The sequence below is a fragment of the Pseudomonas sp. 9_2_1 genome (assembly GCF_059295275.1).
The window spans coordinates 4,176,398-4,191,363 of sequence record NZ_CM181239.1; the positions used below are offsets into that span (position 1 = coordinate 4,176,398).

The following is a 14,966-nucleotide window of genomic DNA, read 5'->3' on the forward strand; positions in this document are numbered from 1 at the left end:
GAGCCCTACCCTGTCACCGCAAACCGCCGCCGGTAATCGCTCGGCGTCAGTCCGGTGATGCGTTGGAACACTTTGCGAAACGCACTTGCGTCCTGGTAACCCACGCCCCAGGCGATCTGCTCGACATTGCGCCGGGTGAATTCCAGCAAGCGACACGCCCGCCCCACCCTGACCTGCTGGCAGTACTCGGTCGGGCGCAAACCCGTGGCTGCCCGAAAGCGCCGCAGGAAGGTGCGTTCCTCCAGCCCGGCGCACGCCGCCATTGCAGCAAGGCCTGCATCCTGCCCGCGATCGCCCTGCAGCCAGTGCTGCACTTTCAGCACAGCCTCGTCGCCGTGGTCCAGGCGCGGGTTGAACACCGCACCAGGTAACGGCGTCGCGACCGGATCGACCGCGAGGTAGCGGGCCGTCTCCCGCGCCACCGTTGCTCCCTGAAACCGTTCCAGCAAACGCAGACCCAGGTCGGTCCAGGCCATCAGCCCGGCCGAAGTGACAATGTCACCGTCATCGAGCAACGGCTGCTGAGCCTCTACCCGCACTTTTGGATAACGCTGGGCGAGTGCATGCACGTAGTTCCAGTGGGTACAGGCCGGGCGGCCATCGAGCAGGCCGCTGGCGGCGATGAAGAACACCCCGATACACACCGACGCCAGCACTGTGCCGCTCGCGTGGAGCTGACACAAAGACGCGCGGTGGCGCTGGAGCAACTCGCCCGGTGGTGCCGATTCCAGGCTTGGCGGAATGATCAGTACGCGCAGGCCCGGTACAACGACTGGCGAGCTATCAACAGCTGGCAACAACTGCCCTGCCGCATCTGCCTGCCAATAGCTGATGCGCACCGGCGGCAAGTCGACGGCGCCCAGCTCGGCAGCAACCCGGTTGGCCACCAGGAACAGGTCGGCCAGGCCATGCACGGCGGCGCGCTGCACGCCGGGATACAACAGCAGGCCAATGTCCAGGTTGGCAGAGGTGTCAGTTTTTGCCCGCATAGTGTCGGTCACGCCAATCGTCAGGTCGGTGCACACAGCCTATAACTAACCTCACACAACGACTACTGCCACAGGAGGCAGCATGAGCAAGCAAGCGCTGATCATCATCGACATCCAGAACGACTACTTCCCGGGCGGCAAGTGGGCCCTGGAGGGTGCCGACCAGGCAGCCGACAATGCCGCCAGGCTGCTGGCAGCGGCGCGCCAGCGCGGTGACCTGGTGGTGCATGTGCGCCACGAGTTCGACAGCGCCGATGCGCCATTCTTCGCGCCTGAGTCGCCTGGCGCGGCCATCCACCCCAAGGTCCAGCCACTGCAGGATGAACCCGTGGTGCTCAAGCACAAGGTGAATGCGTTCCTTGGCACCAACCTCAAGCAGACACTGGACGAGCACGGCGTCGAGGCCCTGACCATCGCCGGCAGCATGAGCCACATGTGCATCGACGCCGCCACCCGGGCCGCGGCCGACCTGGGCTATGAGGTGACCGTGGCGCACGATGCGTGTGCGACGCTGCCGCTGGAGTTCAACGGCAAACAGGTGCCGGCAGCGCAGGTACATGATTCGGCGATGGCGGCGCTGGCGTTTGCCTATGCCAAGGTGGTGAAGACTGACGATTTGATGAAGGACTGACACAGGTCCCGAGTGGCCGATGAGACTCGATCAGATCACAACATTGCGCACGAACCGGACTGCCACCGTCGCATCGTTGCGATAGGCATACCGGCAATTGCTGGGGAACACATGAAACTGCCCCTCAAGCAGGCGAAACTCGATGTCCTCGATGACTAACGTCAGTTGCCCTTCAGCCACGTAGATCTGCTCGCTCCAGCCCTCCGCATCGGCCTCGCTGGAATAGCACTCGCCCGGCGCCAGCGTCCATTCCCAAAGCTCCACCTCGCGGCGGGCCGGGCTGGTGCCGAGCAGCACTGCCCGGCTCTGCGGACACTCGCCGGCCCAGGCCAGTTCGTAGATACGCCCCGGATCACGCTGGTCAGGTGCCTGAATCAACGTACTGAAGGCCACGCCCAAGGCTTCGGCAATCAGGTCAAGAGTGGTCAGGCTGACATTCTTTTCCCCTGCCTCGATGGCCACCAGCATGCGCCTGCTGACCCCGGAGCGTTCGGCCAGCGCCGTCTGGCTCAGGCCGCAAGCGTTACGCAGGCGGCGGACGTTGTGGCTGACATGTTGCAGCACGGATGCGCGGTGCGAAGAATCTTTGTGCACTATATTGCTCACTGGTCGATATTGCGCAGTATACTGCCCACTTTGCGGCGATTGTGCGCCGCCCCCTCCGAGTCCGCAAGAGCATGAGCCAGCCCAGCAACAAGCCGACCCCCGCCATTACCTTTCGCCTGAGCAAGGCCGAACTGGTGCTGGTGTTCATCACCATGTTGTGGGGCGGCACTTTCCTGCTGGTGCATAACGTGATGACCGTGAGTGGCCCGATGTTCTTCGTCGGCCTGCGTTTTGCTGCGGCCGCGCTGTTCGTTGGCGTGGTGTCGGCGCGGGCGTTACCCGGGCTGACCTTCACCGAACTGAAGGCCGGCATGCTGATCGGCGTAACCATCATGCTTGGCTATGGCCTGCAGACCATGGGCCTGCAAACCATCAGCAGCAGCCAGTCTGCATTCATTACCGCGCTCTACGTCCCCTTCGTACCACTGCTGCAATGGCTGGTCCTGGGCCGGCGCCCTGGCCTGATGCCCAGCATCGGCATCTGTCTGGCCTTTGTCGGCCTGATGCTGCTGGCCGGCCCGGAAGGCGGCAGCCTGCACTTCAGCGAGGGAGAGATGGTGACGCTGGTCAGCGCGGTGGCCATCGCTGCCGAAATCATCCTGATCAGCCGCTACGCCGGCCAGGTCGATGTGCGCCGGGTGACCGTGGTGCAACTGGCGACTGCCTCGCTGCTGGCATTCCTGATGATCGTACCGACCCAGGAGCGCATTCCCGACTTCTCCTGGCTGCTGCTGGCCAGTGCCGTGGGCCTGGGCGCCATGAGCGCGGTCATACAGGTGGCGATGAACTGGGCGCAGAAGTCGGTCTCACCCACTCGCGCCACCCTCATCTATGCCGGAGAACCGGTGTGGGCCGGGATCGTCGGGCGCCTCGCCGGCGAACGCCTGCCGGGCGTGGCGCTGCTCGGCGGCTTGCTGATCGTGATTGCCGTAGTGGTCAGCGAGCTCAGAATACGCCGCCCACGCGAAGCTGCCGACGCGCGTGAAGTGCAAGCAGAAGGCGAACGCCAGGCCGGGCTGTAAAGCGGTAAACAGCAGCTATGCTTTGTAAAGAAATGTTATAAAAAAACAGCTTGTCACAGCCTCTTTGTAGGATCCTGCGACAGCTTGCGTGTTGGTGATCATCCCCTCGGCACGTATGATCCTTGGCAAACTTCTCAGAATAGAACGCTATGTCATTGATAGTGCTATTGCTTCTGCCGTTCGTGGGCAGTTGCCTGGCAGCCGTGCTGCCGCACAACGCACGTAACGCCGAGTCCGTGCTTGCCGGGCTCGTGGCCCTGGTCGGCACTGTCCAGGTAGCACTGCTGTACCCCCAGGTTGCCGATGGCGGTGTGATTCGCGAAGAATTCCTGTGGCTGCCCAGCCTGGGGCTGAACCTGGTGCTGCGCATGGACGGCTTTGCCTGGCTGTTCTCGTTGCTGGTACTGGGCATCGGTACGCTGGTGTCGCTGTATGCGCGCTACTACATGTCGCCGCAAGACCCGGTACCGCGCTTCTTCGCCTTCTTCCTCGCGTTCATGGGCGCCATGCTGGGCCTGGTGATCTCTGGCAACCTGATTCAGCTGGTGTTCTTCTGGGAGCTCACCAGCCTGTTCTCGTTCCTGCTGATCGGCTACTGGCACCACCGCGCCGACGCCCGCCGCGGCGCCTACATGGCGTTGATGGTGACCGGCGCGGGGGGGTTATGCCTCCTGGTGGGGGCGCTTCTGCTCGGCCATGTGGTCGGCAGCTACGACCTGGACAAGGTCCTGGCTGCCGGCGACACCATCCGCCAGCACGCGCTGTACCCGGTGCTGCTACCGCTTATCCTGCTCGGTGCGCTGACCAAGAGCGCACAGTTTCCCTTCCACTTCTGGCTGCCCCATGCAATGGCAGCGCCTACTCCGGTATCGGCCTATCTGCACTCGGCGACCATGGTCAAGGCCGGGGTGTTCCTGCTGGCACGCCTATGGCCGGTGCTTTCCGGTAGCGAGGAATGGTTCTGGATCGTCGGCGGCGCCGGCGCCCTTACCTTGCTGCTCGGCGCATTCGCGGCGATGTTCCAGAACGACCTCAAGGGCCTGCTGGCCTATTCGACCATCAGCCACCTGGGCCTGATTACCCTGCTGCTTGGCCTGAACAGCCCTCTGGCTGCCGTCGCCGCGGTGTTCCACATTCTCAACCACGCCACCTTCAAAGCCTCGCTGTTCATGGCCGCCGGCATCATCGACCACGAAAGCGGCACCCGTGACATCCGTCGCCTCAGTGGCCTGATACGCCTTGTCCCGTACACCGCCACCCTGGCCATGGTCGCCAGCGCCTCGATGGCCGGCGTGCCATTGATGAACGGCTTTCTGTCGAAAGAAATGTTCTTCGCCGAGACCGTGTTCATCAGCAGCACCGCCTGGGTCGAAGCGACATTGCCGGTGATCGCCACTCTGGCCGGCACCTTCAGCGTCGCCTACGCCTTGCGATTTACCGTCGATGTATTCTTCGGCCCCCCCGCCCAGGACTTGCCGCACACCCCGCACGAGCCGCCGCGCTGGATGCGCGCCCCGGTCGAGCTGCTGGTGCTGACCTGCCTGGTGGTAGGGATATTCCCTGCGCAATCCGTCGGCCCCTTGCTGGCCGCTGCGGCCATGCCGGTAGTCGGCGGCACCTTGCCGGAATACAGCCTGGCCATCTGGCATGGCTGGAATGCCCCGATGATCATGAGCCTGGTAGCCATGAGCGGCGGTATCCTCCTGTACCTGTTGCTGCGCAAGCAGCTACAGCTGGGCCGATTCCCCTATCCACCGCTGATCGGACGGTTCAACGGCAAGCGCCTGTTCGAGCATGGCCAGGTCCTGCTGATGGTAATGGCACGGCGCATAGAGCGCCTGCTCACCACCCGTCGCCTGCAGTCGCAGCTGTTCATGCTGGTGGTAGCCGCATTCCTCGCTGGCCTCACGCCCATGCTCTACAGCGGCCTGACCTGGGGTGAGCGGCCGAAGATTCCGGGTTCGGGGGTGTTCGTCGCGCTGTGGCTGATTGCCATTGCTTGCGCTATCGGTGCCGCTTACCAGGCCAAGTATCACCGTCTGGCAGCACTGATCATGGTCAGCGTTTGCGGCCTTATGACCTGTATCACCTTTGTCTGGTTCTCCGCGCCCGATCTGGCGCTGACCCAACTGGTGGTGGAAGTGGTCACCACCGTACTGATCCTGCTAGGCCTGCGCTGGCTGCCGCGACGTATCGAAGGCGTGTCGCCGCTGCCCGGCAGCCTGGAGCGCGCGCGCATGCGCCGCCTGCGCGACCTGCTGCTGGCGGTGTTGGTGGGTGGTGGCATGGCCGTGCTGTCCTACGCCATGCTGACCCGGCCAACACCCAACGACATTTCCTCGTTCTACCTGAGCCGGGCGCTGCCACAGGGCGGCGGCACCAATGTGGTCAATGTGATGCTGGTGGACTTCCGTGGCTTCGACACCCTTGGTGAAATCACCGTGCTGGTGGCCGTGGCCGTGACGGTGTTTGCCCTGCTGCGGCGCTTCCGCCCACCGAAAGAGAGCATGCAACTGCCGGCACAGCAACGCCAGCTGGCACCGGACGTGGTTACCGACCTGATCAACCCGCGGCATGCCACCGACACCGCGCTGGGCTTCATGATGGTGCCCGCAGTCCTGGTGCGCCTGCTGCTGCCGATCGCCCTGCTGGTGTCGATGTACCTGTTCATGCGCGGCCACAACCAGCCAGGTGGCGGCTTTGTCGCCGGCCTGGTGATGTCGGTGGCGTTCATCCTGCAGTACATGGTGGCCGGCACCCAGTGGGTCGAGGCACAGATGAGCCTGCGGCCGCTGCGCTGGATGGGCACCGGGCTGCTGTGCGCGACCCTGACCGGGGTTGGCGCCATGCTGCTCGGTTACCCGTTCCTCACCACGCACACCGCCCACCTGCACCTGCCGCTGCTCGGCGACGTGCACGTGGCCAGCGCGCTGTTCTTCGATGTCGGCGTGTACACCGTGGTGGTCGGCTCGACGCTGCTGATCCTCACTGCCCTGGCGCACCAGTCGGTGCGTGCCTACCGCCCGGGCACCCCGTCGAAAACCAGCCAAGCAGGAGCCGTCTGATGGAAGAAGTGATTGCAGTCGCCATCGGCGTGCTGGCCGCCTCGGGGGTGTGGTTGATCCTGCGCCCGCGTACCTACCAGGTGATCATGGGCCTGTGCCTGTTGTCGTACGGGGTCAACCTGTTCATCTTCAGCATGGGCAGCCTGTTCATCGGCAAGGAGCCTATCATCAAGGACGGGGTTACCCAGGACCTGCTGCACTACACCGACCCCCTGCCGCAGGGGCTGGTGCTCACTGCCATCGTCATCAGTTTCGCCATGACCGCGCTGTTCCTGGTGGTGTTGCTGGCCTCGCGCGGCTTGACCGGCACCGACCATGTGGACGGTCGGGAGCGTGACGAATGAGCGGCATGAGCCAACTGATCGTCGCGCCTATCCTGCTGCCACTGGTCACCGCAGCCGTCATGTTGCTGCTGGGCGAGAAAAATCGGCAGCTCAAGGCCCGACTGAACCTGCTGTCGACCTTCGCCGGCCTGGGCATCGCAGTCAGCCTGCTGATGTGGGTACGCACCCAGGGCCAGGCAGAGTCGATTGGCGTCTATCTGCCGGGCAACTGGCCGGCCCCATTCGGTATCGTGCTGGTAGTGGACCACCTGTCGGCCCTGCTGCTGACCCTGACCGGCATCATCGGTTTCAGCGCCCTGCTGTTTGCCCGCGCCCGTTGGGACGGCGCCGGGGCCAGTTTCCATGCGCTGTTCCAGATCCAGCTGATGGGCCTGTACGGGGCCTTCCTCACCGCCGACCTGTTCAACCTGTTCGTGTTCTTCGAGGTGCTGCTGGCGGCCTCCTATGGCCTGCTGCTGCACGGCTCGGGCCGCGCCCGGGTCCGCGCCGGCCTGCATTATATCGCTATCAACCTGTTTGCCTCTTCGCTGTTCCTGGTAGGCGCGGCGATGCTGTATGGCGTCACCGGCACCCTGAACATGGCCGACCTGGCACTGAAGATTCCGCTGGTGCCGGAAGCCGACCGTGGCCTGCTGCACGCCGGTGCGGCGATCCTGGCCATGGCATTTCTGGTCAAGGCCGGTATCTGGCCGCTGAACTTCTGGCTGGTGCCTGCATACGCCTCGGCCAGCGCACCAGTGGCCGCCCTGTTCGCCATCATGACCAAGGTCGGCCTGTATGCCGTGCTGCGCCTATGGACGCTGCTGTTTTCCGGACAGGCCGGGGCCTCGGCCCACTTTGGCGGTGAGTGGCTGGTGTACGGTGGGCTGGTCACCCTGGCGGTAGCGGCCGTTTCGATCCTGGCCGCGCAACGCCTGGAGCGCATGGCGGCCCTCAGTATCCTGGTCTCGGCCGGCACCCTGCTGGGCGCTGTCGGCTTCGCCCAACCGGCGCTGACCGGTGCCGCGCTGTTCTACCTGGTCAACTCGACGCTGGCGCTGTGCGCGCTGTTCCTGCTTGCCGAACTGGTCGAACGCTCACGCTCGGCCAACGAAGTGCCGCTGGAGGACGAGGAAGGCGCCTTGCCGCCGCTGCTGGAATCGCTGCACCCGCCCAAAGGCATCAACCTCGACGATGAACAAAAAGCCGTAATCGGCCAGATCATTCCGTGGACCATGGCCTTCCTTGGCCTCAGCTTCATCGCCTGCGCACTGCTGATCATCGGCATGCCGCCGCTGTCGGGCTTTGTCGGCAAGCTCAACCTGATCAGTGCACTGTTCAACCCGCAAGGGCTTGGGGTACCCCCCGAGCAGCCGCTGAGTGCAGCGGGCTGGGGCCTGGTGGCGTTGCTGATTCTGTCCGGCATGGCCTCGCTGATCGCATTTGGCCGCGTCGGCATCCTGCGCTTCTGGAAACCCGAGGAGCGCCAGTCACCGGTGCTGCGCCGCTACGAGTGCCTGCCTATCGTCATCCTGCTCGGCCTGTGCATCATCCTCAGCCTCAAGGCCGAGCCGTTGCTGCGCTACACCCAGGACACCGCCGCCAGCCTGCAGGCCCCCGACGCCTATATAGAGGCCGTGATGTCCGCGCGGCCGATTCCTGGCCCCACCTCGCTCGACGTACAGGTGCAGCCATGAACCGACTGTTCCCCGCCCCGCTGTTATCTGTCTCGCTGTTTGGCCTGTGGTTGCTGTTGAACCTGTCGCTAAGCCCGGGCAACCTGCTGCTGGCTGCGGCATTTGGCGTGCTGGCGCCGCTGCTGATGGCGCCACTGCGCCCACAGCATGCCCACGTGCGGCGACCACTGGTCATCGCCCGGCTGATCGGTCGGGTAGGCCTGGATGTAATCCGGTCCAACTTGCTGGTAGCCCGTGGTGTGCTGTGTGCCGGCAAGCAGCCGCCACGCTCGGCATTCGTGCACATCCCGCTGGCCCTGCGCGATGCGCACGGCCTGGCGGCGCTGTCGATGATCACCACGGTAGTGCCTGGCACGGTCTGGTCCGAACTGGCGCTGGACCGCAGCGTACTGCTGCTGCACGTGTTCGACCTGGATGACGAAGCCGCTTTCATCAAGCACTTCAAAGACACTTACGAACGCCCGCTGATGGAGATTTTCCAATGACAGGCCTGCTCGCCAACGCTGTTCTTGCCAGCCTGTTCATCTTCGCCCTCGCCATGGGCCTTGCGCTGATCCGGCTGTTCCGTGGCCCGTCCGCCCAGGACCGGGTATTGGCGCTGGACTACCTGTATATCCTGGCCATGCTGACCATGCTGGTACTGGGCATCCGTTATGCCAGTGACACCTACTTCGAAGGTGCCTTGCTGATTGCCCTGTTCGGCTTTGTCGGCTCGTTTGCCCTGGCCAAGTTCCTGCTGCGCGGTGAGGTGATCGAATGACTGAAAACATGGTATTGCCGTTCTGGCTGGAGCTGATCACCGCTGCACTGCTGTTGACCGGCAGCCTGTTCGCCCTGATCGGTGCGATAGGCCTGCTGCGCCTGAAGGATTACTTCCAGCGCATGCACCCACCGGCACTGGCTTCGACCATTGGCGCCTGGTGCGTGGCACTGGCCTCGATCATCTATTTTTCGTGGCTCAAGGATGCACCCGTGCTGCACGCATGGCTGATTCCGATCCTGCTGTCGATCACTGTGCCGGTAACCACGCTTTTGCTGGCGCGGGCGGCGCTGTTCCGCAAGCGCATGTCGAAAGAACCAGTACCCGAAGAGGTCAGCAGCGGCCGCGACCGCGGCCACTGAAGCGTTGCCGGCTCACCCCTGGCTGAGGCGCTGTAGCTCCCGCCGGACCATGGCGACATAAGCTGGCGGGCCGAGCCGGTACAATTCACCGGCCACCCAACTCAACCAGGCGCCTTGCAACTGCTCGCGCCTGGCCAGCAAACGCGCAGCCTCAGCCATTGCACCAGCCTGGTGCTGCTGATGAAACTCGGCCCGAGATGGCGCCCGGTCAGCGTGGGTCATTCGCTGGCCTTGAAGGTGGTCAGTTCGCCCTTGCGCCATTTCGCAACCTTGCCGGTCACTGCCTTGAGCAACTTGCCCAGGCCTTCCTGCACCTGCTGCTGCGCGGCGAACACCAGCATTACCCCGTGGCCTTCACGGAACACGATGCCGTCCCCTTCGGGCACCGAGACGAAGGCGTAATCGCCCACGCCATAAACATTCAGTTTGATTTCGCGAAAACGCATTTCCAGCTTGCCGCCTTCGCGGCTGGGCAATACGGCGGCGCGGAAGTGGTCGCCGACCTTCAGTTCCAGGCGCTGCTTGTCGTCGACCACCAATGCACTTTCGGTGTCGATTTCAGCCATGTACAAGCCTTCGGGGCTTTGTTCGGTGACATAGATAAAGCGGCCCTGAAACAGCTGGGCCAATTTACCGCGCAAGTCGCCCAAGGCGAACAACGCATGGGTATCAAGAGTGCTGACTGCCAATGAAGTAATCCTCAACCGGTTACAACCCGCCCTCAACCCTGTTCGGTGAGGCACGGCCATTTCTTGTCGATAGGCGAAAAGAGTAATAAAGCGATATGCGAAATGTCTGTGCTCGCTGGCGATGCAGCGCGCAGGAATCTTTACTCTGGCTTGCCAGATCTGGCCTCAAGACAGGCTTTCGGCATATTCCCGATGCGGGAAGCGTAATGCCTGATAGCAAACCGGCCAGCAAAAAGGCGGCAGATTATGCCGGAGCTCGCACGAGAACGGGCTCTGTAATCCATCAACACATTACTGGGAGAAGAATATGCACGAAAACACTGAAATCCGTCGAGAGGCAAAGCATATTTCTTACACTGTAGCGGCCACTGCAACACGCTGCATCATCACCTGCAAGCCCTGAGACGGTCAGGCGGCCAGGCCCTTCTTCAGCTGTTGCTGCCAGGCAGCCTGGCACTCCAGCGCCTCTGCACGCGTGGCGAAGGCGGTACCACGGCGCTCGCCATTGACCAGCACCACCCAGCAAACACGCTTGCCCAGTGCCTGCAGGATGCCCGGCACACCCGAACCAATCATCACCGCGACATCGACTCGGCTATTCATCATTCCCTCCGGAATTAATTAGCACCCTAACGATAGCGCCATGATACGCGTGGTTGCGTAGAGAAAACAGCAGATCCCGGTACAGCAGTATTACGCCCGCAGCAACAAAACCGACCGCCCGCAACCAACAGCAAAAGCCCCAGGGATTGCTCCGAGGGGCTTGGCACCGCGCGCGGGGTTACACCTGGCGCTGGTGGCGGTCGAGCTGCTCGTGGCGCTCTTGGGCTTCGATGCAGTACTTGGTGGTCGGGCTGATCAGCAAGCGCTTCAGGCCGATAGGCTCACCACTGTCATCGCACCAGCCAAAGCTCTCGTCAGAGATGCGGTCCAGGGCCATCTCCAACTGTGGCAGCAGGCGCTGGTCGCGGTCGATGGCATTTACCAGCCAGCTCCGCTCTTCCTCGACCGAAGCCACGTCGGCCGGGTCCGACGGGGTGTCCAGGCCCTCGATGGTGGTACGGCTGAGCTCGATGCGTTCATGGGTGTCGACTTTCATCGCCTGCAGCAAGCCAGTGAAGAAGGCCAGCTGTTCAGCGTTCATGTAGTCATCGGCCGACATGGCCAGCAACTGTTCCTTGGTCATCGATTTCTCTATGAAAAAATGTGCATTTAGGCGATTCAGGTGCCGCCGAGGCCGGAGCATCGGCAGCGGAATTTTTCAAGCGCCAATCGGCACTCTTTTACAGGGGGCGGCAGTCTAAGGCGCCACGTCGCCATGAGCAACAGCAATCACGGGCTAATTTGCCGGAAACGGCCAGGATTCCGACAAGGCGGTAACAAAGTAATGCCGGGGTTCCCCGCAGGCGGACTTGATGGTGTACCTACCACTTACCAGGCGCTACGTGACGCAATGCCGCTCATGCAGGCCCTCGCCGAGCATGGGGAAAGGTACCTGCCCGCTATTGAAAGGCTCGATACGCTTGAAGGCAGCAGCATAAACTTCAAGGCGAAGAGGGCGAGATGCTGTATCCGGCGGCGATGACTCGGCAATCGGTACACACAGGGCGTGGAACAAGACCTGAGCGCACTGCCTGACTACGCGCCCCGACTGCCCGTGCAAGGTGAATGGGCGCTGCCTTTGCAGCGCCCTCGCTGTTCAGCGGTCCTTGAACTGCGCCTCACGTTTGGCAACAAACGCAGCCATGCCCTCCTTCTGATCGTGCGTGGCAAACGCTGCATGGAACACGCGACGCTCAAAACGCACACCCTCGCTGAGGGACACCTCAAAGGCACGGTTGACGCTTTCTTTGACCATCATGCTGACCGGGATCGACTTGCTGGCGATGGTCGCCGCGACTTTCAGCGCCTCTTCAACCAGTTCGGCCTGCGGCACGATGCGCGCCACCAGGCCAGCACGCTCGGCTTCCTCGGCACCCATCAAGCGGCCGGTCAGGCAGAGTTCCATCGCCTTGGCCTTGCCCACTGCGCGGGTCAGGCGCTGGGTGCCGCCCATGCCAGGCAATACACCCAGGTTGATTTCCGGTTGGCCGAACTTGGCATTGTCGCCGGCCAGGATGAAGTCACACATCATAGCCAGCTCACAGCCGCCGCCCAAAGCGAAGCCCGCGACTGCAGCAATGATCGGCTTGCGGCGATTGGCCACCCGGTCGGCGTCGCTGAACAGGTCGTCGACGTAGATCTGCGGGTACTGCAGGTCGGCCATTTCCTTGATATCGGCGCCAGCGGCAAACGCCTTGGCAGAACCGGTCAGCACCACGCAGCCGATGTTCGGATCACGCTCAAGCTGGTCCAGGGCCTGGTTGATCTCGCCAACGATCTGCGCGTTCAACGCGTTCAGGGCCTGGGGGCGGTTCAAGGTGATCAGGCCGACCTTGCCGTGAATGTCCAACAGGATGGTTTCGAATGCCATGCAGTCTGCTCCTTCAAAGATTGCGCGCAATAACCATGCGCTGAATGTCGCTGGTGCCTTCGTATATTTGGCAAACCCGGACGTCGCGGTAGATCCGCTCCAGCGGGAAGTCGCTCAGATAGCCATAACCGCCGAGGGTCTGCAAGGCATCCGAACAGACCTTTTCGGCCATTTCCGAGGCAAACAGCTTGGCCATCGACGCTTCCACCAGCGCCGGCCGCCCGGCATCGCGCAGCGCGGCGGCGTGCAACACCATCTGCCGGGCCACGGCAATTTTCGTCGCCATGTCGGCCAGGCGGAAAGCCACTGCCTGGTGCTCGATCAAGGTCTTGCCAAAGCTCTGCCGCTCGTTGGCATAGTCACGGGCCACCTCGAACGCCGCACGGGCCATGCCCACCGCCTGCGAAGCGATACCGATCCGCCCGCCTTCGAGGTTGGCCAGGGCGATCTTGTAGCCTTCGCCTTCGCCGCCCAGGCGGTTGGCGACCGGGACGCGCACGTTATCGAAGACGATCTGGCAGGTGTCGGAGGCGTGTTGGCCAAGCTTGTCTTCGACACGTGCCACTTGATAGCCCGGCGAATCCGTCGGCACGATAAAGGCACTGATGCCGCGCTTGCCTGCATCGGGGTCGGTCACGGCGAACACGATCACCACCCCGGCGTTCTGCCCCGAAGTAATGAATTGCTTGCTGCCGTTGAGCACATAGTGGTCGCCATCCAGGCGCGCGCGGGCCTTCAGGCTGCTGGCATCGGAGCCGGCCTGCGGTTCGGTCAGGGCGAAGGCGCCGAGCATGGCGCCGCTGGCCAGCGGCGTGAGAAACCGCTCTTTCTGCTGCTCGGTGCCGAACCGCAGGATGGGCACGCAGCCCACCGAGTTGTGCACGCTCATGATGGTCGAGCAGGCGCCGTCACCGGCGGCGATTTCTTCCAGGGCCATGGCGTAGGCCACATACCCGGTGTCGCTACCGCCCCACTGCTCCGGCACCAGCATGCCGAACAGCCCCAACTCGGCCATCTCGGCGATGGCCTCCTTGGGGAAGCGGTGCTCCTTGTCCCACTGTTCGGCAAAGGGTTTGAGACGCTCCTGGGCAAAGCCGCGTACCGCATCGGCGATCTGTTGTTGCTCGTCAGTTACCAGCATGGTTCACCTCAGTACAGGCATTCGACAGCCATGGCCGTGGCCTCGCCACCGCCGATGCAGATGGCCGCCACGCCACGGCGCAGGTTGTTCTGGCGCAGGGCCGAGAGCAGGGTCACCAGGATGCGCGCGCCCGAGGCACCGATCGGGTGGCCCAGCGCACAGGCACCGCCATGGATATTGACCTTGTCGTGCGGCAGGTCGAGGTGCTTCATGGCCGCCAGGGTGACAACGGCGAAGGCCTCGTTGATCTCGAACAGGTCGACCTCGGCGAGGTTCCAGCCGGTGCGTTTCAACAGCTTGTCGATGGCACCGATCGGTGCGGTCGGGAACAGCGCCGGGGTGTCGGCGAAGGCCGCGTGGCCGTGGATCACCGCCAGCGGCTTGAGGCCGCGCTTGTCGGCTTCAGAGCGGCGCATCAGCACCAGCGCCGCGGCACCGTCGGAAATCGAGCTGGAGTTGGCGGCCGTCACAGTGCCGCCTTCACGGAAGGCCGGTTTAAGCTGCGGGATTTTGTCCAGGCGCGCCTTTGGCGGTTGCTCGTCATCCTTGATGGTGCGTTTCTCTTTGCCTTCAGTAACCTCAACCGGCACGATCTCGGCGGCAAAACGGCCGCTGCTGATGGCCTGCTGGGCGCGGGTCAGCGAGGTAATCGCGAACTGGTCCTGGGCTTCGCGGCTGAAGGCGTCGGCCTGTGCGCAGTCCTCGGCAAAAGTGCCCATCAGGCGGCCTTTGTCATAGGCGTCTTCCAGGCCGTCCATGAACATGTGGTCGATGATTTTGCCGTGGCCCATGCGGTAGCCGCCACGGGCCTTGTCCAGCAGGTAGGGGGCGTTGGTCATGCTCTCCATACCGCCAGCCACCACCACGTCGGCCGTGCCGGCCAGCAGCAGGTCATGGGCCATGATCGCGGCCTGCATGCCCGAGCCACACATCTTGTTCAGGGTGGTGCAGGTGGTGTGCTTGTCCAGCCCGGCGCCCAGCGCGGCCTGGCGCGCCGGGGCCTGGCCCTGGCCGGCAGGGAGTACGCAGCCGAACAGCACCTGTTCGACGCTGGCGGCATCGATGCCGGCGCGTTCCACGGCGCCACGAATGGCCGCGCTGCCCAGCTGTGGTGCAGTCAGGCTCTTGAGGTCGCCCTGCAGGCCGCCCATGGGCGTGCGCACGGCGCTGACGATGACGACCGGGTCGTTGGCGAGGGTCATGAGGGT

General features: G+C 63.5%; 17 protein-coding genes. 8 read left to right on the forward strand and 9 right to left on the reverse strand.

All coding sequences use genetic code 11. The annotated features are described in order from the left end of the window. Positions 1-5 precede the first annotated feature (5 nt). Positions 6-989, reverse strand: a complete 984-nt coding sequence (locus AC5O5I_RS18885; protein WP_172228314.1) for a GlxA family transcriptional regulator — start codon at positions 987-989, stop codon at positions 6-8. Between the two features lie 82 nt (positions 990-1,071). Here AC5O5I_RS18885 and AC5O5I_RS18890 point away from each other — a divergent pair, with 82 nt between their 5' ends. After that, on the forward strand, positions 1,072-1,620 hold the full coding sequence (locus AC5O5I_RS18890) for a cysteine hydrolase family protein (RefSeq protein ID WP_494511318.1): 549 nt from the start codon (positions 1,072-1,074) through the stop codon (positions 1,618-1,620). A gap of 30 nt (positions 1,621-1,650) precedes the next feature. On the opposite strand, the gene AC5O5I_RS18895 is transcribed toward AC5O5I_RS18890, so the two are convergent. Beyond that, positions 1,651-2,214 (reverse strand): helix-turn-helix domain-containing protein, encoded by a 564-nt coding sequence (locus tag AC5O5I_RS18895; protein WP_494511319.1) that lies wholly within the window; start codon positions 2,212-2,214, stop codon positions 1,651-1,653. 83 nt (positions 2,215-2,297) lie between these two features. On the opposite strand from AC5O5I_RS18895, the gene AC5O5I_RS18900 reads away from it, so the two are divergent. From AC5O5I_RS18900 to AC5O5I_RS18930, 7 genes are all read left to right on the forward strand, one after another. Then, positions 2,298-3,248 carry a DMT family transporter gene (locus tag AC5O5I_RS18900; RefSeq protein ID WP_172287074.1) on the forward strand — a complete coding sequence of 317 codons (951 nt, stop codon included), beginning with the start codon at positions 2,298-2,300 and terminating at the stop codon, positions 3,246-3,248. Between the two features lie 149 nt (positions 3,249-3,397). Further along, positions 3,398-6,313, forward strand: a complete 2,916-nt coding sequence (locus tag AC5O5I_RS18905) for a monovalent cation/H+ antiporter subunit A (protein WP_172287075.1) — start codon at positions 3,398-3,400, stop codon at positions 6,311-6,313. Next, the gene (locus AC5O5I_RS18910) at positions 6,313-6,657 is read left to right on the forward strand and encodes a Na+/H+ antiporter subunit C (RefSeq protein ID WP_494511320.1); all 345 of its coding nucleotides are present in this window, start codon (positions 6,313-6,315) and stop codon (positions 6,655-6,657) included. Before AC5O5I_RS18905 ends, AC5O5I_RS18910 begins: the two co-directional genes overlap by 1 nt. Continuing rightward, complete coding sequence (locus AC5O5I_RS18915; protein WP_494511321.1) at positions 6,654-8,333, forward strand: monovalent cation/H+ antiporter subunit D; 1,680 nt, start codon at positions 6,654-6,656, stop codon at positions 8,331-8,333. Before AC5O5I_RS18910 ends, AC5O5I_RS18915 begins: the two co-directional genes overlap by 4 nt. Next, complete coding sequence (locus AC5O5I_RS18920; RefSeq protein ID WP_172286981.1) at positions 8,330-8,818, forward strand: Na+/H+ antiporter subunit E; 489 nt, start codon at positions 8,330-8,332, stop codon at positions 8,816-8,818. The genes AC5O5I_RS18915 and AC5O5I_RS18920 overlap by 4 nt, the downstream gene beginning before the upstream one ends. Beyond that, positions 8,815-9,093 (forward strand): K+/H+ antiporter subunit F, encoded by a 279-nt coding sequence (locus AC5O5I_RS18925; protein WP_003250109.1) that lies wholly within the window; start codon positions 8,815-8,817, stop codon positions 9,091-9,093. The genes AC5O5I_RS18920 and AC5O5I_RS18925 overlap by 4 nt, the downstream gene beginning before the upstream one ends. Then, a complete protein-coding gene (locus AC5O5I_RS18930; RefSeq protein WP_172233724.1) occupies positions 9,090-9,455 on the forward strand; it encodes a Na+/H+ antiporter subunit G in 366 nt (121 codons plus the stop codon). The genes AC5O5I_RS18925 and AC5O5I_RS18930 overlap by 4 nt, the downstream gene beginning before the upstream one ends. A gap of 12 nt (positions 9,456-9,467) precedes the next feature. On the opposite strand, the gene AC5O5I_RS18935 is transcribed toward AC5O5I_RS18930, so the two are convergent. From AC5O5I_RS18935 to AC5O5I_RS18965, 7 genes are all read right to left on the reverse strand, one after another. Continuing rightward, the gene (locus tag AC5O5I_RS18935; RefSeq protein ID WP_172229033.1) at positions 9,468-9,677 is read right to left on the reverse strand and encodes a hypothetical protein; all 210 of its coding nucleotides are present in this window, start codon (positions 9,675-9,677) and stop codon (positions 9,468-9,470) included. Then, the gene (locus AC5O5I_RS18940) at positions 9,674-10,144 is read right to left on the reverse strand and encodes a hypothetical protein (protein WP_172229035.1); all 471 of its coding nucleotides are present in this window, start codon (positions 10,142-10,144) and stop codon (positions 9,674-9,676) included. Before AC5O5I_RS18940 ends, AC5O5I_RS18935 begins: the two co-directional genes overlap by 4 nt. A 408-nt stretch (positions 10,145-10,552) precedes the next feature. Then, complete coding sequence (locus tag AC5O5I_RS18945; RefSeq protein WP_172229037.1) at positions 10,553-10,747, reverse strand: hypothetical protein; 195 nt, start codon at positions 10,745-10,747, stop codon at positions 10,553-10,555. 178 nt (positions 10,748-10,925) lie between these two features. Further along, positions 10,926-11,330: a TraR/DksA family transcriptional regulator gene (locus AC5O5I_RS18950; RefSeq protein WP_172229039.1), complete on the reverse strand. Its 405-nt coding sequence runs from the start codon at positions 11,328-11,330 to the stop codon at positions 10,926-10,928. A 513-nt stretch (positions 11,331-11,843) separates the two neighbouring features. Beyond that, positions 11,844-12,617, reverse strand: coding sequence for an enoyl-CoA hydratase (locus AC5O5I_RS18955; protein WP_172229041.1), 774 nt, complete (start codon positions 12,615-12,617; stop codon positions 11,844-11,846). Positions 12,618-12,630: 13 nt separating this feature from the next. Next, on the reverse strand, positions 12,631-13,758 hold the full coding sequence (locus AC5O5I_RS18960) for an acyl-CoA dehydrogenase (RefSeq protein ID WP_172229043.1): 1,128 nt from the start codon (positions 13,756-13,758) through the stop codon (positions 12,631-12,633). A gap of 8 nt (positions 13,759-13,766) precedes the next feature. Then, positions 13,767-14,960 carry an acetyl-CoA C-acyltransferase gene (locus AC5O5I_RS18965; RefSeq protein ID WP_172286983.1) on the reverse strand — a complete coding sequence of 398 codons (1,194 nt, stop codon included), beginning with the start codon at positions 14,958-14,960 and terminating at the stop codon, positions 13,767-13,769. Positions 14,961-14,966: the final 6 nt, after the last annotated feature.